Origin of the sequence: Paenibacillus phyllosphaerae (assembly GCF_014192105.1) — a bacterium.
Taxonomy (GTDB): Bacteria; Bacillota; Bacilli; order Paenibacillales; family Paenibacillaceae; genus Paenibacillus_Z; species Paenibacillus_Z phyllosphaerae.
In genome coordinates, this window is sequence record NZ_JACHXK010000015.1 from 15,086 (window position 1) to 35,916 (window position 20,831).

The 20,831-nt window shown below is 53.9% G+C and carries 19 protein-coding genes and 1 pseudogene; 12 read left to right on the top strand and 8 right to left on the bottom strand.

The window, feature by feature from the left end:
- Window positions 1-30: 30 nt before the first annotated feature.
- On the bottom strand, window positions 31-1,089 hold the full coding sequence (locus tag FHS18_RS24270; RefSeq protein WP_183602978.1) for a threonine aldolase family protein: 1,059 nt from the start codon (window positions 1,087-1,089) through the stop codon (window positions 31-33).
- 288 nt (window positions 1,090-1,377) lie between these two features.
- On the opposite strand from FHS18_RS24270, the gene FHS18_RS24275 reads away from it, so the two are divergent.
- A complete protein-coding gene (locus tag FHS18_RS24275) occupies window positions 1,378-1,788 on the top strand; it encodes an NUDIX hydrolase (protein ID WP_183602979.1) in 411 nt (136 codons plus the stop codon).
- 52 nt (window positions 1,789-1,840) lie between these two features.
- Here the strand turns inward: FHS18_RS24275 and FHS18_RS24280 are convergent, their stop codons facing one another.
- Entirely contained in the window at window positions 1,841-3,058 is a 1,218-nt protein-coding gene (locus tag FHS18_RS24280; protein ID WP_183602980.1) for a copper amine oxidase N-terminal domain-containing protein, read from the bottom strand.
- 167 nt (window positions 3,059-3,225) lie between these two features.
- Here FHS18_RS24280 and FHS18_RS24285 point away from each other — a divergent pair, with 167 nt between their 5' ends.
- From FHS18_RS24285 to FHS18_RS24295, 4 genes and pseudogenes are all read left to right on the top strand, one after another.
- Window positions 3,226-4,014, top strand: coding sequence for a class I SAM-dependent methyltransferase (locus tag FHS18_RS24285; protein WP_183602981.1), 789 nt, complete (start codon window positions 3,226-3,228; stop codon window positions 4,012-4,014).
- An 807-nt stretch (window positions 4,015-4,821) separates the two neighbouring features.
- Window positions 4,822-5,100 (top strand): annotated as a pseudogene (locus tag FHS18_RS35530) (winged helix-turn-helix domain-containing protein); the annotation flags it as partial.
- 36 nt (window positions 5,101-5,136) lie between these two features.
- Entirely contained in the window at window positions 5,137-6,240 is a 1,104-nt protein-coding gene (locus FHS18_RS35535; RefSeq protein ID WP_484549401.1) for a response regulator transcription factor, read from the top strand.
- An 84-nt stretch (window positions 6,241-6,324) separates the two neighbouring features.
- Window positions 6,325-6,960, top strand: a complete 636-nt coding sequence (locus FHS18_RS24295) for a DUF4386 domain-containing protein (RefSeq protein ID WP_246427887.1) — start codon at window positions 6,325-6,327, stop codon at window positions 6,958-6,960.
- A 13-nt stretch (window positions 6,961-6,973) separates the two neighbouring features.
- Here FHS18_RS24295 and FHS18_RS24300 read toward each other — a convergent pair whose 3' ends face one another.
- Window positions 6,974-7,396 (bottom strand): DUF4275 family protein, encoded by a 423-nt coding sequence (locus FHS18_RS24300; protein WP_183602984.1) that lies wholly within the window; start codon window positions 7,394-7,396, stop codon window positions 6,974-6,976.
- 538 nt (window positions 7,397-7,934) lie between these two features.
- Between FHS18_RS24300 and FHS18_RS24305 the strand changes: the two genes are divergently transcribed.
- The 4 genes from FHS18_RS24305 (at window position 7,935) to FHS18_RS24320 (ending at window position 10,746) form a co-directional block, all read left to right on the top strand.
- A complete protein-coding gene (locus tag FHS18_RS24305; RefSeq protein WP_183602985.1) occupies window positions 7,935-8,363 on the top strand; it encodes a GNAT family N-acetyltransferase in 429 nt (142 codons plus the stop codon).
- A gap of 27 nt (window positions 8,364-8,390) precedes the next feature.
- Window positions 8,391-9,374: a sigma-70 family RNA polymerase sigma factor gene (locus FHS18_RS24310; protein WP_183602986.1), complete on the top strand. Its 984-nt coding sequence runs from the start codon at window positions 8,391-8,393 to the stop codon at window positions 9,372-9,374.
- A gap of 75 nt (window positions 9,375-9,449) precedes the next feature.
- On the top strand, window positions 9,450-9,878 hold the full coding sequence (locus tag FHS18_RS24315; protein ID WP_246427881.1) for a VOC family protein: 429 nt from the start codon (window positions 9,450-9,452) through the stop codon (window positions 9,876-9,878).
- A gap of 175 nt (window positions 9,879-10,053) precedes the next feature.
- A complete protein-coding gene (locus FHS18_RS24320; protein ID WP_343060661.1) occupies window positions 10,054-10,746 on the top strand; it encodes a GDSL-type esterase/lipase family protein in 693 nt (230 codons plus the stop codon).
- 78 nt (window positions 10,747-10,824) lie between these two features.
- Here the strand turns inward: FHS18_RS24320 and FHS18_RS24325 are convergent, their stop codons facing one another.
- Window positions 10,825-12,213 carry an MFS transporter gene (locus FHS18_RS24325; RefSeq protein WP_183602988.1) on the bottom strand — a complete coding sequence of 463 codons (1,389 nt, stop codon included), beginning with the start codon at window positions 12,211-12,213 and terminating at the stop codon, window positions 10,825-10,827.
- Between the two features lie 119 nt (window positions 12,214-12,332).
- Between FHS18_RS24325 and FHS18_RS24330 the strand changes: the two genes are divergently transcribed.
- Complete coding sequence (locus FHS18_RS24330; protein ID WP_183602989.1) at window positions 12,333-13,232, top strand: LysR family transcriptional regulator; 900 nt, start codon at window positions 12,333-12,335, stop codon at window positions 13,230-13,232.
- Between the two features lie 100 nt (window positions 13,233-13,332).
- Window positions 13,333-13,773: a MarR family winged helix-turn-helix transcriptional regulator gene (locus tag FHS18_RS24335; protein WP_183602990.1), complete on the top strand. Its 441-nt coding sequence runs from the start codon at window positions 13,333-13,335 to the stop codon at window positions 13,771-13,773.
- Between the two features lie 457 nt (window positions 13,774-14,230).
- Here the strand turns inward: FHS18_RS24335 and FHS18_RS24340 are convergent, their stop codons facing one another.
- Window positions 14,231-15,061, bottom strand: a complete 831-nt coding sequence (locus FHS18_RS24340) for a sugar phosphate isomerase/epimerase family protein (protein ID WP_183602991.1) — start codon at window positions 15,059-15,061, stop codon at window positions 14,231-14,233.
- Between the two features lie 230 nt (window positions 15,062-15,291).
- Here FHS18_RS24340 and FHS18_RS24345 point away from each other — a divergent pair, with 230 nt between their 5' ends.
- A complete protein-coding gene (locus FHS18_RS24345; RefSeq protein WP_183602992.1) occupies window positions 15,292-16,047 on the top strand; it encodes an SDR family NAD(P)-dependent oxidoreductase in 756 nt (251 codons plus the stop codon).
- A gap of 104 nt (window positions 16,048-16,151) precedes the next feature.
- Here FHS18_RS24345 and FHS18_RS24350 read toward each other — a convergent pair whose 3' ends face one another.
- The 3 genes from FHS18_RS24350 to FHS18_RS24360 are packed head-to-tail and all read right to left on the bottom strand — an operon-like array spanning window position 16,152 to window position 20,615.
- On the bottom strand, window positions 16,152-17,183 hold the full coding sequence (locus FHS18_RS24350) for a substrate-binding domain-containing protein (RefSeq protein WP_183602993.1): 1,032 nt from the start codon (window positions 17,181-17,183) through the stop codon (window positions 16,152-16,154).
- The gene (locus FHS18_RS24355; RefSeq protein ID WP_183602994.1) at window positions 17,180-18,799 is read right to left on the bottom strand and encodes a response regulator; all 1,620 of its coding nucleotides are present in this window, start codon (window positions 18,797-18,799) and stop codon (window positions 17,180-17,182) included. Before FHS18_RS24355 ends, FHS18_RS24350 begins: the two co-directional genes overlap by 4 nt.
- A gap of 16 nt (window positions 18,800-18,815) precedes the next feature.
- Window positions 18,816-20,615 carry a cache domain-containing sensor histidine kinase gene (locus tag FHS18_RS24360; protein WP_183602995.1) on the bottom strand — a complete coding sequence of 600 codons (1,800 nt, stop codon included), beginning with the start codon at window positions 20,613-20,615 and terminating at the stop codon, window positions 18,816-18,818.
- Window positions 20,616-20,831 lie beyond the last annotated feature (216 nt).

The following is a 20,831-nucleotide window of genomic DNA, read 5'->3' on the forward strand; positions in this document are numbered from 1 at the left end:
TGCTCCCTGTTTCACTTTCATCGAAACATGCTAGACCTGACCTACTAGTGCGCATTCCCGAATGTCTGCTGCCAGTACATCGACTCGCTCCAAGCTGGCGTCCCATGAAAACATAAAGCGGGCGCCGCCGCCGATGAAGGTGTAGAAGTTCCAGCCTTTCTCGCGAAGATGGCTTAAGACAGCTTCAGGCGCTTCGAGGAAAACGGCGTTGGCGTTGACCGGAAACATCAGCGCGACGTTCGGCAAGTCTTCGATTTGGCTCGCCAGACGGCGTGCGGCGCTATTGGCGTGATTGGCGTTCTTCAGCCAGGTGCCGCTCTCCAGCATGCCGATCCATGGAGCGGAGAGGAAGCGCATTTTGGAAGCCAACTGGCCAGCCTGTTTGCACCGATAGTCGAAATCCTCCGCTAGCTCGCGGTTGAAGAAAATAATGGCCTCGCCAACTGCCATGCCGTTCTTCGTGCCGCCGAAGCATAACACGTCTACGCCTGCCTTCCATGTCATATCGGCCGGTTCGCAGCCCAGGGACGCGCAAGCATTCGCGAAACGCGCTCCGTCCATATGCAAGCGCAGATTCAGCTCCCGGCATGCCTCGGAGATGGCTTTGATTTCATCGACGGTATAGACGAGTCCGGTTTCGGTCGGCTGGGTTATCGTCACCACGCGGGGTTTCGGGAAGTGAATGTCCTTCCGTTTGTTCGCGATTTCCCGAATCGCGGCAGGCGTGAGCTTGCCGTCTCGCGTATTGGCGACTAGTAGTTTCGAGCCATTCGAGAAAAATTCCGGAGCGCCGCATTCGTCCGTCTCGATATGAGCAAAATCCGAACAGATGACGCTATGATAGGATTGGCACAGCGATGCCAGCGCAAGCGAGTTGGCCGCCGTACCGTTGAATACGAAGAATACTTCACAATCCTCTTTGTTGAACAACGTCCGGAAACAATCCGACGAACGCTGCGTCCAATAATCATTCCCGTAAGCTGCCGCATGGCCGCTGTTGGCCATCTCCATGGCGCTCCACGCCTCCGGACAGATTCCCGCATAATTGTCGCTAGCGAATTGCTGATCGCTGACGGAGACTAATTTCATAACTAAGTACCTCCCAAACATGTTCCGTCCGCGATTCTTAAGCTATGACAGGTCAGTAACAATCGAATCTCGTACAAGACGATTCACCTTCCCATCTCGCGGACATTCCATATCATACTACCGAGACTTGATAGGGTCTAGGTCCTCATTGAATCAATTGTGTGTCTAGTTGATCGGTAAATATTGCCGGTTTGGTATCGAAGATGATGTTGGGAGGAATTCCGGAGTTAAAAGAGAACGCTTATGGTAAAATCAAGGAAATCCGGAATTGTTGCAGGAGGGAGTTCCTTGAACGAGTGGATCGGTGCCGCAGGGGTATGCATGAATGCCGAAGGTCAGCTATTGATGATCTTGCAAGGTAAGCCGGATGAGGAGAAGCGATGGTCGGTTCCTTCCGGTGGACAAGAACAAGGTGAAACGTTAGCGGATTGTTGCATCCGAGAGGTTTTTGAAGAGACAGGTTATCGGTGCAAAGTCATTCAAGAATTACAGGGGAAAGCGGGGGCGTTCGGCCCCATCGCGTACTATGTCACGTATTTCGAGGTTGAGATTGTAGGCGGGGAGCCAACCCTTCAAGACCCGGATGGACTTATCCATGAAATCGCTTGGAAAACCGCTACGCAGTTAGAAGAGCTTCCGCTTGCCTTTCCGGAGGACAGAGCGTTCTTGCTGCGGTACATCGCTCAGAAGGAATCGTGAAGGCAAGTCAGCCGCGGACATAGATTCCGCCTGCAGCTGACTTCCCAACTGCTTATTGAGTTGCGAAGATCCCGCTGTCGTCATAATCATCATCGAGGCTGATGTCCTCATAGTAAGTCCAATGGCCATTCGAGTAATCTAGCGTAATGAGTACGTCAAATACGTAATCGCCTTCGGCTATGCCTTCCGTCGTATCGCTCCAATCCATCGTCGCATGAATAACCGCTTCCTTCTCACCGAGGAAGAGGACCCGCTCGCCAGACAGCTTGTAACGCGTCTCGGTGAGGTCGAAAAGCCCTTCGTGCATCTCTTCCCACGTCATGTCGCCGACTACCTCATCGTTCCATTCTTGGATCAACTTCGGCGAGGTATATTCCAACACCCGCTCATAATCTTCCGTGTTCAACGCTTCGTAATAAGCGTGAAGGTCATCTAGCACCGCCTGCTGCTTATCCTTCTGATTTGTTAGGATCGTTGCTGCCAATTGATCAGCATTGGCCGGCAGCTCGGTTTGATAGAAGTACCAGTTGGTTCGGGCGATCTTCCACTGCCCGTTTTCTTTGCGAATGTGAAGCGTGCATTTGCTCTCCACTTCCAGAACGTCCGTAATATTCGTGTACGTCACCCATATGACGGCTTCATCGAATGACATCCATTTCCTTTTGGTGATGTCTGCCTTGAACTGCCGGGTCGGGACCTCGCTTACCCGCTGGTTCGCCTCATAATCGTAAGAGAGATTGTAGTAGGCTAGCTCCATATTATCGGACGTCAAATATTTGGGGCTAAACGAACCGTAATAGTTCGTCATAAGCGCCTGAATCGCCCCCTCTTGACCGAGACCATAGTATGTCATACGCAAGGTTGAAGATGGCTTATCGTAATAGACCGAATAACCGGCAAGCTCTCCGACGGTTCGGACCGGCAGATAAGTCTGACCGTTAATGACGGGAATCGGACCATCTAGATAATGAAGCTTACCGTCGAATTCCAACAGGTAGCTGCCGGCGGAGAAAGAGAGCTTGGATTCTCCTAGCGTTCCCGACATCACCTTGGTTTGCGCGTCGTACCCGACTTTGAAGCCTACTGCTTCGAACAGGAGGCGATAAGGTGCATACATGACGCCAGACCGCAGAATCGGGTTTGCCCCTTCGATTCGCTTTCCGTTGACAATCAGCTGAATCGGCTTCTCCGCGGCTGCCGCAGCCGTGATATCAGTCAGCGTAAATACCAAACAGAGACTAAGCAGAAGACTTGTAAGTTTTGCCCTCATATGACACTTCCTTTTCGTTACTTGAATCCGATATACGGCGCTCTATGATTGCTTAATATTATCATAACTTCCTTATATAGGGCTCTTGTTTGTTGGTTACTAGATATTTACAATTAAAATCCGGGCTAATTAACGCCGCAATCAACCATCCAAGTAGGAGGTAGAGGATGCAAGAGGAATTGGCAAGGGTGAACAAGGCTGCATGGGAAACGAAGGCTTATGATGCGTGGGTACAAGCGTACGGGGAACCAAGCGAACTGGCTGCAACATTAAAGCTCACCCACAAGCATCATTTGCGTTATTGGCTGAAATATATAGGCGATCCGAAGGGAATTAAAGTCCTTAATCTTCTTGGCTCGCATGGACGTAAGGCGATTTCCTTGGCAATGCTGGGCGCGGATGTCACCGTGGTCGACATCTCCGAGGACAACCGGTTATATGCGACGCAGGTAGCTCAAGCGGCATGTATCGAGCTCCGCTATATTTGCTCTGATGTTCTGGCAATACCGAACGAGGAGTCGCTAGGCGAATTCGATATCGTGCTCATGGAGTTCGGCGTCCTGCATTATTTTACGGACTTGAATGCGATCTTCTCGGTGGTTCGCCGCAGATTGGCCCCTCGCGGCCGGTTTATTCTGACGGACTTTCATCCTTTCGCCCGCGCTTGGCTCCGGACCGATCATCTGAAGCAGCCGACAGGCGATTATTTCGATACTGACCTGCGGGAAGGCGAAGTCGCTTTTGCGAAGTTATTGCCGGAAGATGAGCGTTCCCAGACAGGCAAGGTATTGGTGCGAAGCTGGACGGTTGGCGACATTATAGGCGCAATCGCGTCAGCAGCCCTTGTGATACGGACATTCGAAGAAATCCCCAGCTCCGCGAACCCGATGCTTCCGGAATTCTATACGCTTGTCGCCGATCGAATCGATACAGACCTAAATCCGCTCCTTCGATGAGTTGAAGGGGGGATTGGGGCAAGAGGCCGTTAACCACAGCGCCTTCCCGTTGATGATGGAAACTTCTGGTGGTAAGATGAGATTATGTCTACGCCCATCTTAGCAACCAAAATCAATGTACCGCCGCGTCGGCCCAACACCGTTCTCCGACAACGGTTAATCGATAAGCTTCGAAATGGTTTGTATCGTAAATTAACCCTTATCTCTGCCCCCGCCGGTTATGGCAAAACAACTCTGGTTGGCGAATGGATTGCCAACTGCGGACGGCCTGCTGCATGGCTATCACTCGAGGAAGGAGACACCGAACTTACGCGCTTCCTGTCCTGTCTCATATCTTCCCTGCAGACACTTGACGAGAAGATCGGAGAGGGCGTTCTCACGGTCCTTCAATCGCCCGGGCCGCCGAATACGGAGTCGATGCTAGCGGCGCTTCTTCAGGAGGCCGCCGATTTGGCACCTTTCATACTCGTCCTGGACGATTATCACACCGCACATTCGAAGCCCATCGAAGAGGCTGTTACCTTCCTGCTCGACCATCTTCCCGCATCCATTCACCTGGCGATGATTACCCGTGAGGATCCGCTTATTCCCTTGGCCCGGTTAAGGGCTCGTGACCAGTTAACCGAGTTGCGCGCAGCCGACTTAAGATTTAGCTCTTCCGAGATCGTAGGATTCCTAAACGGGGTCATGGGACTTGATCTCCCCACGGACCAAATAGTCGCGCTCGCTTCTCGTACGGAAGGCTGGATTGCCGGCTTGCAATTGGCCGCGCTCTCGATACAGGGCGATCATGGGACGGATCGGTTCATGCAGTCCATCGCTGGCAGTCACCATTTCGTCCTGGATTATTTGGTGGAAGAGGTCCTGCTTCGGCAACCGGAATCCGTTCAATCGTTCTTGATGCAGACTTCGATTCTCGACCGCCTGAGCGATTCCCTTGTCGATGCTGTCGTTCCCGATCCCGCGACGTCGGGCAAGCAACGGCTGCTTGATCTGGAACGTCAGAACTTGTTCGTCATTCCCTTGGATCATGAACGGCGGTGGTATCGCTACCATCACTTGTTTGCCGAATCCTTGCAGAGGCGGTTGCAGGATCATCTCGATAGAGGCGGTATCGCGGAATTGCATGGAAGGGCAAGTACGTGGTACGAAAGCCACGGCTTCGAGATCGAAGCTTTTCGTCATGCGACAGAATCGGTTGATCTGGCACGTGCCGCGCGTCTGCTTGAAGGCGATGGGATGCCGCTGCATCTTCGAGGGGCAGCGGAGCTTTCGCTGAAATGGCTGGAATCGCTGCCTGTCGCGGAACTGGATGCCAGACCCTCGTTGTGGGTGATGTACGGCTCCGTATTGCTGATAACGGGTAAGCCAACGCACGTCGAACAGAAGCTGCGAGCGGCCGAGGCAGCGCTGGGAGGCGTCGATCAGGACGTCCGGATTCGAGATCTGTTCGGTCTGATTGCCGCAACCCGTGCAGCGGTTGCCTCGTTAATGTTGGCCGTTAAACCTTATGGCGCTCAGCTGAAATTACAGGCAGCCGAAGCGTCGATGCAAATGACGGTACATGACGATAAGACCGATGACCTGATCGGCCTGATTGCCCCTGCGAAGGAGGCTTGGGTGGACGAAAGCCAAGAGATTGCCCAAGTGATTACACAAGCCAGCCGCGCATTAGAATACCTTCGCCCGGATAATTACCATGTGCGGACATCGGCCGCATGGATGCTCGGCGTCGCGTGCCAGCGGCGGGGAGACCATGACGGAGCTCGCAAGGCTTATAACGAAGTTATTGCATACAGTCACATGTTGGGCCACCAACTGATGGCTGTCCTGTCTCTTATCGGGCTCGGCCAAATAGAAGAAGCGGACAATAGCCCTCGCGTGGCGGAGGACTGTTACGAAGAAGCTCTTCGGTTAGCCGGCGATCTGCCGCTTCCGGCACTTCGCGAAGCGCGGGCTAGTCTGGAGCGCGTACGTAAGAACCTTAGGCCTGAATTGAAAGGCGGCCTGGTCGAGCCGCTATCCAGGCGCGAACTCGAGGTGCTGGCGCTCATCGCCAAGGGACTGTCCAACCGGGACATCGGCGAGCGACTCTTCTTGGCCGTGGACACGGTCAAAGGGCACAACCGCAGAATTTTCGAGAAACTCGGGGTGCAAAGACGCACGGAAGCGATTGCCCGTGCCCAGGAGTTGAATCTGCTCCCAGACCCGCACAAACCACACTAAAGTGTCTACGGTCCCTCATTTCCCTTCGCTATAATTTTGGTAACATGAGCGAAGGGGAGATTAGGTGTGGATAACATGGCAAGGATGGCAGGGGTACTTTTTCTAGTGTCGACGGTGGTTTTCTTAATCGGGAGCGGGTTACTGAATCCCGTTCTCCAACGGCCCGAATTTCTCGCTGATCTATATTCGGATCGAACAAAGGTAGTCGGCGGATTGATGTTGGAGCTGATTAACGCTATAGCGGTTGCGGGGATTGCGATGCTGCTGTACCCGGCGTTAAAAAAGCATAACGAGGCGTTCGCGCTCGGATACTTCGGTTCCCGGATGCTTGAGTCCGCCATTCTAATCATCAGCCTAGTTGGTCCGATCGTACTCATCGCGTTCAGCGAAGATTATATGGCGGCGGAAGCTTCCGGGCGTCCTTTGTTCCAAACAATAGCCAATATTGCGGTAGATGCGCATTTTATGCTCTTCGAACTGGCTATGGTCGTGCTAAGCCTCGGCAGCTTATTATTCTGCCATGTGCTGTACCGCGCCAAGCTGGTTCCGCGATTTTTGCCCATTATCGGTTTCATCGGGTACATCGGATTGTTAACCAGCAGTTGTCTGGCAATCGCCGGTCATGATATCGGCAGCGTTCTGTATATCCCGGGGGCGATATTTGAGATTCTTCTCCCGCTCTGGCTCATCGTGAAGGGATTTAATCCGCGGGCGGTGTAACTTGTTCGGGCTGCTAAAGGGGGATGCGGCTGAAATAAGGTCCAAGCCAGTCCTTCTCGTGCGTAATCACCAAAGTCCAGCTAAAGTCGGCCGAAACGATATAGATATCCGATTGGTTGTTCACATCGTCGATGGTCAGATTGGCTGCATGCTCAAGCCGTAATGCATAATCCGAATGTTGATAAAAAAGAAAACAGGGCCCTTTAGATTCGTGCATGAATGCTTGCACGGCCTCTTCCTTCTCCAGACAGTCTGTTCGACGATAGCTGAACAGATGCCACAGATAGCCGCCGTCACCATTGAGGAATATGTTCTCCTTGTCTTGCTCGCTCAGATGAGCTGCAAAATGAGCTTCCCATTGCGAACGCAGATAACCACCCCAGATCGGAATCTCAAGCACTCGCATTTTCTTCTTCAGCCGTTCAGTAATCACCATGATGAGGATCCTCCGTAAACACAATCTATGGAACTATCATATTAAATATTAACAGCGAGGTTTCGTTAATAGTAGAAGTCAGTCTTTAACAAGTTCAAATGAAGTAGGTGCGGTGCAACATGCTATCCAGAATTCACCCTTATTACTATTTAGGCGGATTTTTCGGCGGGGTGCTCGGGTATATCATATCGAAAATTTATCAAATTTGGGCGATTGTTTACCGCGAGAGTCAATTCGATGTCAATATGACTAGCTCTTGGCCTTCAGGTTCACCGCCACTATGGATTACCGCGACAGAACATCCCATGCGGTTTTCTTTTTGGATGGTACTTATTTATATCATTATTGGCGTTGTCTCCACGATCATCTTATTAAATCGTTCCAACGCTAACAAGGTGAATGAATGATAATTACACCGGTGCTCACCATACCAAACGAAACATGCATGCCCTTAAAGTTGTATGCTGCAAACGTTTAACCCTCTTAATGGCTCACTAAGAGGATCTATGAATCTAAGGCGCTGAAAGCGAGGCGGAGTATGGCGAATAAACCCGTTATTGCATTAGGGACCGAAGAGGAAAGTGCCTATATTCGGAACCGATTGATAGCTTTTAATGCGGAACATGTTCCCGAAGCATTAAGCTCACGTTACGAAGAAATCAATTTAAGCCTCAAAGATGACAACGGCCAGGTGGTTGGCGGCATGCTGTCTACGCTGTGCTGGAATTGGATTGAGGTCGATATTCTGTGGGTCGACGAGTCTCGCAGAGGATTGGGATACGGGACATATTTATTGCAGGAGATTGAACGGATCGCAAGAGAAAAAGGATGCACGATGATCAAACTCAACACGTTCAGCTTCCAGGCCCCGGAATTTTACCGGAAGCAGGGATACGAGCAAATTGCAGTGATCCATGATGCACCGACCGGGAGCAGCCATTATTATTTCAAGAAAGCGATTCGCTGAGAAATGACTGCCGATTGGAGGGGGACTATGACGGAGATTCACCTGAATAACAGTTCTGCTTCCAGCATCTCTGAGACGAATCTTGTCGTGGCTGCGACCGGCGGCGATATGGAAGCTTTCGCGGAGCTGGTTCGCATCTATACCAATGCGGTATGCGCAATCGCTTATGACCTGCTGCGGGACTACCATCTTGCTCAGGATATCGCGCAAGAAACGTTCGTGAAAGCTCACCGTAATCTGACGAGCCTCCGGCATCCCGAGAAATTCGGCAGTTGGCTGTATGCCATCGCGCTCCGCCAATCCATTGACCACAAGCGATCCATAGCCCGCAAAATCCAGATGCAAGAGGAGCTCGGGCAGCTTGCGCTCCGAGAAGAGAGACGGTACGCGGAGGATGGGATGATTCGGCATGAAATGAGTCTGGATGTTAAGCAAGCGTTGGAGCAGCTCGATCAGACGAGCCGCACCATCCTGCTGTCTTACTACGTGAGCGAAATCAAGATGCCCGAAATCGCGCGGATGCTCAATCTGTCGGTGGCGGCTGTCGAAAGCCGAATGAGGCGGAGCCGCAACCTATTGAAGGAGAGGCATTTGTCGGATTGGGCCGCGTATTTTCGAAGGCACGAAGCTACCGACAAGCTGGTGGGCCCAGTCATGGAAAGACTGGTCAAACAAGCCGGTCAATTCTATCTTCCGGTTTCGAACAGAGCCCGCTCGAAGGAATGGTTCGTCCGCGTCCTCGGCCTATCGCTCGACCACAATGGGCATGTTATGCTGCCGTCGGGACATTGCCTCTTCTTGATCGAAGTGAGCGAAGCGGTCCTTCAGGAACGTTCTTCGTCCAAGAATACGGGTCTCGTCTTTATGATCGACGACGCGGATCATTTTCGGCAGGCGATGGAAGAACAAGGTGTTCCGACGTTCCGGGAGACCATACAAGGAACCGGTCAGGTGCAGATCCTTTTCTATGACCCCGACGGCAATCGTTACGGTGCATGCTCGCTAACCTAATTTTTTTCTGTGGGCATGACGGACTTTGAACTCGTGCTTCGTCTATATGATGAATTCACATTAGGAGGGATTAAGTTGGAACAACAACCCGTTACGGAATCGAGGCAATCGCCTCAAACGGAGAAGTCGCCGCTTGTCAAAGGCGTCTTATGCAACTATTTGCCGGTGTCGGATCTCCCCCGGGCGAGAGCATGGTATATGCAGGCGCTAGGCTTGAAGCCGTTCGAGCGGAATGACAGCATCTTGATCATGGGCAGCGGGCAATGGATCTTTTTCCTTGAATCGAAAGACAGGCCGAATGCCAATTTTACGACGGACAACTGGGAGGGCGACGATTTCGAGATGTTCTCCCTCACTTTCGAGACCGATGATATCGTTACGCTCCATAGCTCGCTGAGAGAGCATGGCGCGGCGGTCGAAGCGATTACGGACAATGGCTCGTGCGGCCTGCAGTTCCGGTTTAAGGATGTGGATGGCAATCGATTTAACGTCTGGCAGAATTAACTTGCCGGATGCAGGTGCTATTCCGTACGAACCAAACAGGGGGCAGCCGATGAGGCTTGCTCCCTGTTTCATGGAGAGTGGAAGGATATCCTGTGCCTCATCTTGAATTCTTCTTAGGTCAAGGATTGCGATCCATGGAGACGAGAAGCGTCTACGAACGGGAGGATGAAGGACAGTGGTACAAGCGAAGGAGACCAATACGGCAATCATTCCGGTGCCTAAGCTGGAAGAGGATTGCTACGATTGGTGGGAACGGCACGAGCAGGTGCTGCAGGAGCAGGCTGCGATTAACCCTGAGGTGGTGCTGATCGGCGATTCCATCACGCATTTCTGGGGCGGACAACCACGGACGCCAGGAATGGAGGGGGCTCCGAATTCGTGGAATTCCGTCTTCGCCCCATACAGAGTTCTCAATCTGGGCTTCGGCTGGGACCGCACGCAGAATGTGTTGTGGCGGCTTGATCATGGCCAGCTGAAAGGACTGTCGCCGCGTACGGTCGTCATCCTGATCGGCACGAACAATACGAGCGAAACGGAGAATGCGCGGGCGAACGAGCCGGAGGAAATCGGCGAAGGCTTGAAGGCTATATGTGACCGGGTAGAGACGCTGGTCCCGGGGGCGCGGATCGTCATTATGGCTGTTTTCCCGCGGGAACAACATCCGGATCATCCACGCCGCGAACAGATTGCCCGGATCAATTCCTTCTACGCGAAGCTGGCCGGTGAACGGAATTATACGTTTATTGATATCGGCCCGCAATTGCTTGAGCAAGACGGTACGCTGTCTTCGGAGACGGCTCCGGACTTCTGCCATCTGACGGATCGGGGTTATCAGCATTGGGCGGACGCGCTGCGTCAAGTTCTATAGTCCACCATCGAACGTCAAGCCCAACAGCCTCTAATCCAGGAGCCGTTGGGCTTTTCTTATGTCCGCACGGGTTTCGTTTCAAGAAGACTTCTGTAATTGCGCCGCGCTCCGTCCACGCCAGCTGAGGGCAACCAATGAAACTGCGATAATAGCTAGAATGGCTCCCAATATTCGGAATCCCCCGAAACTGAACGTACCGCCCATCACGAGGCTAATCAGCAAGGAAGATAGAATGGTTCCCATGTAGCGGGATGTGCTGAACAATCCGGAGGCGACCCCTATCATTTCTTTCGGCGAGCTTGCGAACAGGGCGGCCTGCATGCCGACATTATTAAGTCCGTTGCCAATGCCGAAAGCCGCTAAAGCTATACAGACGCTGATCACCGGCGACGCTTGATCAAGCAGCACGATCCACAATGACCCTGCCGTCATGAGCACGGAAGACAGCAGCAAGGCCGGCCGCGGTCCGGATCTATCAATCCAACGCCCAGCCAAGGGAGAAGCAAGGAGCGAGCATAAGCCCAAACTTAACATCAGGAGTCCGGTATGGTATTCGCTGACATGGCGTACCAGCTGCAGATAAGAAGGAAGACCGAAGAATATCGAGTAGTACAGCACGTTCACGAGCATGAATTCGATATTGACCCGCGTCATTGCAGGGTATTGCGCGAACGTACGCAGCGGAATAAAAGGCGACGCCACCGTGAACTCCCGCCGTACGAACGCGGCAAGCAACAGGAGGCCGGCGAATCCGGTGGCGACGTTGAAGAAGGAAGCTTGCCCGGTAGAAGTCAGCCGGAGCAATCCGACGAGCAGGGCGATGAGACCGCTCGCGAACAGCAAGATGCCTGCAGCGTCCATCTGTTGCATCCACTGTCGCAGGGACCTACCGCTTAGAGCGGATGCCGGCGTATCGTCCTTCGGAATCGTCTTCCATGCTAGCGCGAAGCTTGCCGCCACGAACGGCAGATTAATCCAGAAGATTCCTTGCCAATCCCACAAGTGGAGCAGCACCCCGCCGACAAATGGCCCGATCGCAGCAGCGCCGGACAGGAAGATCGACAGCACCGACAGCGCGGTGCCTTGCTTCTTCGTCATATGGACGCGCACGATCGCCATGCCGACGGCCACCATCATGCTGGTGCCGACCGATTGCACGATTCGGAAGACGACTAGCCAGCCGAAGTTCGTTGACAGCGGAGCGAAGATGGAGGCAAGGAAGGCGACCGCCAGCCCGGCAAGAAAGATCCTTCTGCGGCCGAAGACGTCACTGGCTTTGCCCATGACGGGCTGCGCGATGGCGCTCGCGATATAGAACGAGAAGATAATCCAGGATACGACCGTAAAGTCAAGCCGGAATTCGTCCTGCAATCGGGGAAGCGCAACCGATACCATCGAAGAATTTAACGGGTTTAACAGAATTCCAAACCCTACGGCTATGATCAGCCACCAACTGCGGGCATTCATGGATAAGTTCCTCCTTAATCGTATTAACGATATCGTACAGAAAGTCGATCATTTACTCCAACGCATTTTATGTTATGATCGCATTGATTTGAAGGAATGATTAAGGTGGTTAACCATTCATGGAGCTTCTTCAATTGCACTATTTCATAACGGTCGCCCGGCTGGAACATGTGACCGAAGCAGCGCGCAGCCTGCACGTGACGCAATCGTCGCTGAGCAAAACGATTCAACGGCTCGAGGAGGACTTAGGCGTCTTACTGTTCGACCGAACGGGAGGCAAGCTGCGGTTGAACGCATCCGGCCGCATCTTCCTTCGCCGCGCGGAGAGGGCGCTGCTCGAATTGGACCAGGGAAGGCAGGAGGTAAGAGAGCGGTCCGGCCTGGAGCAAAGCACGCTCAAATTGGCGGTGACCGCTGCAAGCGCGCTGCCCGCAATCTTGCGAAGATACCGGGAGAAAATGCCGGACGTTCAATTCCATGTCCAAATGCTGGCTACGCAGGACATGATTATGCAGCTGCAGAGGGGGGAGGTCGACCTGTGCCTGTCATCGCCTCCGATACAAGACGAAGATATGGAATGCCAGATCGTGTATAGCGATCCGATCCTCGTCGCCGTTCCCGAAGGGCACCGTCTCGCAGACCGCAAGTCGATCGCTTTAAGCGAGCTTAGCGAGGAATGGTTCGTTGGGGTGAAGCGGGGGTTCGGTACGCGCGATCTCGTCGATGCGGTATGCCAATCCGTCGGTTTCGCGCCTCAATACGTCTATGAGGGAGATGAGCCTGCCAGATTGAGCGCGCTGGTCGAGGCGGGAATCGGCATCGCTTTTATCCCCGGCACAGCCCGTAATCCGCGGGAGAAGATCCATTATCTTACGGTGGAAGATTGCGAGTTGGCCAGGGAGATCGCGCTGCTGTCGCACAAGAACCGATATATCTCGAAGGCCGCGATGGCGTTCCGTGAGGTCGTGCTGCAATATTTTCAGGAGGCTCAGCAGCAAGAAGATGCGTCACAGACGTAAAGCTATGGCGGTCATGGCAGGTTCCCTGATGCAACTTCGTTGTCCTTCCACCCGAAATGATCTACACTAAGGGGAGTTAGCTGCTTGAGAGGAGAACATCATGGAGAAGAACCGGTTGCCGAAAAGTGTATATGAACAGTTGGCTTCATTCCGATATCGGATTCGCAAATTCATTCGGTTCAGCGAGGAAGCGGCGCGCCAGAAGGGATTGACGCCGCAGTACCACCAGCTGATGCTTGCGATCATGGGCTTCCCGGAACGCGATTACGCTACGCCGAAGGAGCTGGCCGAGCGGCTGCAGATTACGCCGCACGCTTGTCTGGAGCTCATCCAGCGATGCGAGGAGCTGGAACTGGTGAAGCGTTCGCCGAATGAGAAGGATCGCCGCAGCATCTTTATCCATCTGACCGAGCAAGGGATGGCGCTGCTCGAGGAATTGTCCGAGATCCACCGCGACGAGCTGAAGCGGGCGGGACTGCTCGATATTGTGCAGAGCGAGCAATTTGCGGAGTTCGGAACGAATGGCCATGAGCGGAACTGATGAAGGCAGTATGAGGGGCGGACATTGGAAGGGACAAGCTAACTCAAATTGTGTTCGGTTATCTCACATAAAAGGGTTGAAAAAGATCGTAGAACGATATATATTGAGTATAGAACTAGCAACTTCTTCAGACGTAAGCGAGGAATGAAGTGAGGGCAGCGACAATGGCGTCTTCTGCTCGCAATGCCAATGCAGGCATGCTTCGTCATATTCCGAAGGCTTGCCTCTTACCTTGTAATGATCGATTGAACATATTATAGCTTGCAGACGATTGCTGAGACCCGCGTGAGCGGGAGGCTCAGGGATTGGAGCGGCAACGAAGCCGCGTCTCCTTCGTCTATGGACAATCTTAAGCGTGAAGATATTCTTCCCGCCGATGAAGCGCACCCCTTATTTTGGACTTGTACGAACACGTAAGTGTTTGCGCAATGTCCGACTATAAGGGGTGTTTGTCGTTCTATAAAGCAATATGCAGCTCCGCCGCGGTCTGACGGATATAATCGGCCGCTTGCCGATAAGCTTCGTTCGTAGACAAATGCTCGATCATAAGCGGAGTATCCGGATCCAGCTTGCTCAGCTCCGTTAGGAACGTCCGATAATCCAGGTTGCCTTGCCCCGGGATCACTTCGTCCAGATGAACGGAGAGGTGGCCGCGCAGCAAAGTGTCCTTGGCATGGCAGTTCCGGATATAAGGGCCGAGCTTGGCGATGAAGTCGCGAATGATCTCGCCGTTGCGATAATAAGAGCGCGGGCTGCTAATGATGTTGACCGGGTCAAAATGGACGCCGAATCCTTTGCGGTCGATCGCCTTTAATAACGCGAGGTACGTGTCGGCGGAGTCCGGGTATACCCACGGCATCATCTCAAGCGCGAATACGGTTCGCTCCGGTTGCACCGCATCGATAATATGCCGGGTTGTCTCGACGATCATCTCGAAGGTCTCGTCGCTGAAATTATCCGGGTCCGGCCCATCCCATTGCTGGCCGCGGGAGCCGGCAATGTTCACGCAGCATCTCGCGCCGATCGTCTCCGCCAACGTCAGGCGGCGGATGCAATAATCGATCGCTTGCCGGCGAGTGTCGTCGTCTCGGCTGATCGGATTGCTCCAAGCGCCCACCTCGGAGATGATAATATCGTGCCGAGCAGCCATACGAACATAATCGGCTAAATCCGCATCGTTCTCGTCCTGAACCGGACAAGTCGCGGCGCGAAAGCCGGCTTGCCGGAGGGCTTGCGCCCAGCTCTCGGGTGTAGGTTGATCGAGGAATACTTGACCGCCCAATCGCATGCTGCCATCATCCTTCCCATCCAACATTATTGGTCGCAGAGTTAAGCTGAATCTCTTTGTAGTATACGTATAAACGCGTGTTTATACAAGAAGGCGATATACGCTAGAGTGTAAGGGCAATCGTTCTGCCACTTGCGTAAACGCGCGTTCACACTTATACTGAGCGGGGAAAGCACTTATGATAAAACCAATCTACTACCATAACGAACGAGAGAAAGGTGACCTAACCTATGACGACGATCGCTGCAGGCAAATGGGCATTGATTACAGGGGCAAGCCGGGGTGTCGGCGCGCAGACTGCCATATTCATGGCCAAGCAGGGCTGCAATCTCATCTTGCACAGTCGGAACCTTGCCCATACGAAAGCACTGGAGGAGGAAGTACGCGCATGCGGCGTGCAGGTTTACAGCGTTCAAGCGGAATTAGAACGGCTGGATGAGGTCGAGGCCATGCTGGATGAGATTGAAGCGCGCGGCACGCAGGTCGATATTCTGTTCAACAACGCTGCCGTCCAGATTGCCTACCGTACCGACTACTTTCACACGCCTATCGAGGATTACGAGCGAAGCTTCCGGATTAACTTCATCGCTCCCGCCGTCATTTGCAACCGGCTCATTCCGAAAATGCTGGAGCGCGGCTTCGGGCGGGTCATCAACACGACCAGCGGGATTCGCAATGAACCGGAACAATCCGGCTATGCCGCGAGCAAAGCGGCACTGGACAAATTCACGAAGGATCTGGCCTCCCGTCTGGAAGGCACGGACGTTACGCTTAATTTGACCGATCCGGGCTGGTGCCGGACAGACCTTGGCGGTCCGCATGCGCCGAACGCGGTAGAAAGCGTCATTCCCGGTATCGCGGTCGGCGCTTTTATCGACGACCGCAAGAGCGGACGTTTCTTCCACGCGCAGCATTTTACCGGCATGACGCTCGAGGAGGCCATCGCTGAAGCTGAGACTATGGAAGCTTCGCCGTACACGATTTAACCGTAGACAAAAAACAAGAGAGCTTAGCTTCGCCATAATGGCACTGCTAAGCTCTTCGTGTGTCAATACCTTCCTTAAGAGGGCTGCTGAATCTTGGATTAAGCTCATTCCTCGGCAGGCATAAGCTCCACAATCCCCGTATCGATGAACGGTTCGATCGCTTCGCCTTCGCTTGCTTTCACCAGTGTCTGTACGATCGTCTCTCCCCAATTGCTCTCGTTCTGGGAGATGGCCGCGGTCACTTGGCCGTTCCGCAATCCTTCTTCCACGTCCGGATTCAACCCCAGCGTAATCAGATTCCGCTTAAGTCCCTTCGCCTTCCAGATCAAGACCGACGAAGCGCCGGAAATAAAATCTAGGCCGAGAAAAGCGTTGAAGTGAGGGTGGCCGTCGATCATCGTCTCCAGCTCCGTCATGGCGCGGGTCTCGCTGCCTTCGTTGTAGCGGACTTCGAGCACGTCGATCTTCGTATGCTCGTTCAGGTAATGGAGCAGCCCCTCGAGCCGCTGGGTCAAGCTGTGCATCTGGGACATGCCCGTCTCGACGAGCACCATGCCTTCGCCATCGAGCAGTTGATCGGTCAGTATGCCCATCCTCCGGCCGGTCTCATAGTTATCCGCCCCCACATAGGCGAGCCGATTGCTGCGGGGCGAGTCGGATTCGAAGCAGATGACCGGGATGCCGCTGGCCACCGCCTTGTTAATAACGGGGGTGAGCGCATCGGCATCCACCGGATCGATCGCGATGCCATCGAGCTTCTGCTTGATCATCGTCTCCATAATCCGGATCTGCTGCTCGAGATTCGCTTCATCCGGCGCTTGCACGAGCAGCTTGGCATTATATTTAGCCGCCGTTTCCTCGGCATGCTGGGTGATGCTCTCATAGGTGGAGTTAGCCATCGGGTAGATGATGCCGAGCGTCCGCGACTCGTAGGTTTTGGCGGGATCGGCAGGGGTAAGCTGCGAATCGGCCGTATTCTCACCCGGTTTGCCGGCTGCATGGTCAGAAGAATTGCCGATCTGATCTCCGCTTGCCTTGCTTGCGTTATCCCCGCCGGCAGCGCCCTCACAGCCGGCCAAGATGAGCAGCATGACCATCAGCGCGCTCAGCAAGCGGAGATGGCCTCGTCTCTTCACGCCCATAGATCCCTCCGGGCATTCTGAATGTCCCGATCGGCAGAGGGGCGCTTCTCTTCCGGCGTCCCCTGGCGCCTGTATTCCATCGGCGTCATGCCCGTTACCTTTTTGAACAAGTTGGAGAAATAGTGCTGGTCGTTGTAGCCGACCGCGAATGCGATCTCGAACGTTTTGTCCCGCGTCGTCTTCAGCAGCTCCATCGCCTTGCGGATCCGGGTCTGCGTGAGGTATTCCGTCAACGTCTGACCGGTCTCCTGGCTGAACACTTTGCTTAAGTGGCTCTGGCTGACGAGCACTTGCTTGGCAACGTCCTGCAGCGACAGCTTCTCGTTGTTGTAATTGGCCTGGATGTACGCCTTGACCTTCGCGATCATGTCGCCGTATTTGTCCGAGCCTTCGGACCGCCAGCTCCACAACTTCTCGAGCAGCGTCTTCAAGTAGTTTAAGCTGTCGTCCCAGTTCTTGATCCGCTTAATCGCATGCTGCAGCTCTTCGATCGTCTCCGCCACATTATCGCCTGCCTTGAACGCTTGCTTGGCCGCCTTGAATGCTTCGAGCGTCAGATCGTTGAGCAGATAATAGCCGTACATCGATGCCTTCCAATTCATCTGCTTCAGCTCATCGGCGAATTGGGGGAGGAACGTACCCAGCTGCGAAGGCGAGCCGATCTTCACGAACTCCATGAAGGAGCTGCGGTTGAGCAGCACATTGCCGATCGACGAATCGCCGGCCAGCTCCCACAGCTGCGACTTGTTCTGCATATACAGCCGCTGCAAGTTCTTATCCTCGTCCGCCTCCAGGAAAGAGGTGTGGATACCTTGCAGCCGATCCTGCACGCTGCCGATCCCGACGGAGATGTCGCAGCGATAGAGGTTTTCAAGCTCGGTACGGATCTGTTCGGCTGCTCCGAAAACCGTCTCCGCCAGCAGCGCGTCCGAGGCGTTCTTCAGAATCCAGACGGTCTCCGTCCGGCTGCGCTTGAAGAACAGGCCATCCGGCATGCCGTCGAGCCGTTGGCTGAGCGCTTGGTCGATCTGCTGGGCAGCTGCGTGACGGTCTGGATAGGAGGCTAGCTCATGGCTGCGAATATCGAAGATGACGACGGCATAGTAGCGCGCCGTCAGATGCAGATTCATGCTGGCCGCCGCTTCGATCGCTTCGGACGTCGTGATCAATCCCCCGCATAGATCCGATAGCAGCTTCTCGGCGGAATAGGCATTCTTCTTCTTCTCCAGCCGTTCCTGATCGATCCGGGCGCTCAGCTTGTGCAGGAGAGCGACGAGATCGGAAGCGCTGACCGGCTTCAAGCAATAATCTTCCACGCCGAGCCGAATCGCGGCTTGGGCATATTGGAACTCGTCATGGCCGCTCATAATGACGATCTTCATCTCCGGCATGCGTTGACGAACGATGGCGCACAACTCCAGCCCGTTCATGAACGGCATCCGGATATCGGTAATGAGGATATCGGGCTTCCATTGCTCGATGAGCGGCAGGGCGATCTCCCCGTCCGGCGCGTCGCCGCAATAGACGAAGCCTTCCTGCTCCCAATTGACGCAATCCCGGATATTCTCCCGGATCAAGATTTCATCGTCGACCAGCATCACTTTTTTCATTGGTCATACCCCCCTTTTATTTTTTGGGTATCCGAATGGACACGCGAGAGCCGACGCCCTCTGTGCTTTCCAGTTCAACGCCGTATGGGCTGCCAAAATAGAGCCGAAGCCGCTGATGCACGTTCTGCAGGCCGAACCCGCCCTCGGAGCCGTCCTGCGATTCGTCTGCCGCGGCAATGGGCGAATCGAGTTTCTCTCTAAGGTAAGCGAGCCGCTCCGGCTTCATGCCGGCCCCGTTATCCTCGACGATCAGCACGATATTGCGGTCATTCTCGATATAACCGTCGATCGTGACTAATCCTTTACCTCGTTTATTCTTAATGCCGTGATAGATGGCGTTCTCGATCAGCGGCTGGAGCGTCATCTTCAAGATGGCGTAGGGCTTCAGCTCATCCGGCACGCGAATGTCGTAATCCAGAATATCGCGGTATCGCATCTGTTGAATGACCAGGTAACTTTGACCGTGCTCGAGCTCGGTCTTGATCGAGATCCAGTCGCGGCCTTTATTGAGGCTGAGCCGGAAAAATTGCGATAGCGCCTTTACGAGCTTGACAACGCTCTCATTCTTGCCGGCTTCGGCCATCCAGACGATCGAGTCGAGCGTGTTGTACAAGAAATGCGGATGGATCTGCGCCTGCAGCGTCCGCAGCTCCGCCTTCTGCAGCTGCTCCTGCTCCTTGATGCTGTTCTCGAGCAGCACCTTGATCTTCTCGAGCATGATGTTGAAGCTGTTGCCGAGGTCGCCGATCTCGTCCTTGCCCGTCGATTTGACTTTTGCCTCCAGATAGCCGCTCGCCGCTTGGCGCATCTTGCTCTGCAGCAGCCGAACGGGACGAACGAGCCGTTGGGTCAGGAAGAAGTACAGCGTGATGGCAAAGATCGCGGTCAGGATCACGGTGACGATAATGAGCTGCCGGATGCTCTGGGCTTCGGCCACGATTTCCTGGAGCGGGGCCAAGCCGACGATGTTCCAGCCGGTCGACTCGCTCGCCGTATGGACGACGAAGAACGGCTTGCCATCGGTAGGGAGGACGAAGCTGTCCCGGTCCGGATTGCCCCAGGTGGCCGGCGGCGTGGACGCAAGAATCTTGGCGGCGGCCTCATCGACAGGCGGCACGTAGATCGGCTGCCCGTCCGGATCTTGAATGAAGAAGAAGCCGGTCTTGCCGATGATGGTGCTATTGCAGAATTGCTCAATGACGGAATCGTCCAGATCAATGACGATAAACCCGATCACTTCATGCGTAATCTGCTGCTTGATGGCAGCCATAATGGAGATGACGTTCTTATCCGGGTAGGTGAAGCCGTCGAGACGGTCATACTCCGAATGGGAGGAAGGCGGTATTTTCAAAATCGTATCCGGCGATTGCATGAGGGTCTGAAAGTGCGGGTTGCGCAGCGGATTGAGGTCGAATTGGAATACGCCCTTACGCTCGCTGATTCCTTTGCCATAGAGGTTGATCATCGAGATATTCAGGACATTCTCGTATTTGTACGTCTCCCGATAGAGCGCGAAAGTCTGGAGAATATCTTTCGCTTCATCATAGGTTTCCGACTGGGAGAATAGGAAGTGGAGCACCTGCGGGTTCTTCCCGAATTCGAGCAGCCGCTGCGTATCTTCGAATAAGACGTCGATATTGCGGGCGAGCTGATCCGCGGCAAGGAGCGTGGACGCCTTGCTGTGCTCGGAGATCGATTGATAGGACTTCTGATAAGAGACGAGTCCGACGAACACGAGCGGAACGGCCGTTAGGATGACGAACATCGTCAGCAGTTTGGCGCGAAGACTGGAAGAGATCCATTGAAATACGGTCATGGACGTGACGGTTCCTTTCCGGCCGGATATAGGCATTGCTAGGCTTTATTATAGCAGAGAAAGCCGCTTAGAATGAAAGCGCCAACAAAATTACAACTATGAAATAAAAAATTACACCAAGCGATCGCATCCAGGCTATTCCGCACAAAAAATCGAAAAGAACGCATATGAGCATCCATATATCGGGCCAATGTAAGCGATTTATAATGAGGGCAC

Bases quoted from the DNA above. Each gene is read 5' to 3' on its own strand.
- FHS18_RS24310 (WP_183602986.1), top strand. From the start codon at position 8,391: ATGACGGAGATTCACCTGAATAACAGTTCTGCTTCCAGCATCTCTGAG.
- FHS18_RS24325 (WP_183602988.1), bottom strand. From the start codon at position 12,213: ATGAATGCCCGCAGTTGGTGGCTGATCATAGCCGTAGGGTTTGGAATT.
- FHS18_RS24305 (WP_183602985.1), top strand. From the start codon at position 7,935: ATGGCGAATAAACCCGTTATTGCATTAGGGACCGAAGAGGAAAGTGCC.
- FHS18_RS24360 (WP_183602995.1), bottom strand. From the start codon at position 20,615: ATGACCGTATTTCAATGGATCTCTTCCAGTCTTCGCGCCAAACTGCTG.
- FHS18_RS24345 (WP_183602992.1), top strand. From the start codon at position 15,292: ATGACGACGATCGCTGCAGGCAAATGGGCATTGATTACAGGGGCAAGC.
- FHS18_RS24270 (WP_183602978.1), bottom strand. From the start codon at position 1,089: ATGAAATTAGTCTCCGTCAGCGATCAGCAATTCGCTAGCGACAATTAT.
- FHS18_RS24285 (WP_183602981.1), top strand. From the start codon at position 3,226: ATGCAAGAGGAATTGGCAAGGGTGAACAAGGCTGCATGGGAAACGAAG.
- FHS18_RS24300 (WP_183602984.1), bottom strand. From the start codon at position 7,396: ATGGTGATTACTGAACGGCTGAAGAAGAAAATGCGAGTGCTTGAGATT.
- FHS18_RS24280 (WP_183602980.1), bottom strand. From the start codon at position 3,058: ATGAGGGCAAAACTTACAAGTCTTCTGCTTAGTCTCTGTTTGGTATTT.
- FHS18_RS24355 (WP_183602994.1), bottom strand. From the start codon at position 18,799: ATGAAAAAAGTGATGCTGGTCGACGATGAAATCTTGATCCGGGAGAAT.
- FHS18_RS24335 (WP_183602990.1), top strand. From the start codon at position 13,333: ATGGAGAAGAACCGGTTGCCGAAAAGTGTATATGAACAGTTGGCTTCA.
- FHS18_RS24295 (WP_246427887.1), top strand. From the start codon at position 6,325: ATGGCAGGGGTACTTTTTCTAGTGTCGACGGTGGTTTTCTTAATCGGG.
- FHS18_RS24340 (WP_183602991.1), bottom strand. From the start codon at position 15,061: ATGCGATTGGGCGGTCAAGTATTCCTCGATCAACCTACACCCGAGAGC.
- FHS18_RS24330 (WP_183602989.1), top strand. From the start codon at position 12,333: ATGGAGCTTCTTCAATTGCACTATTTCATAACGGTCGCCCGGCTGGAA.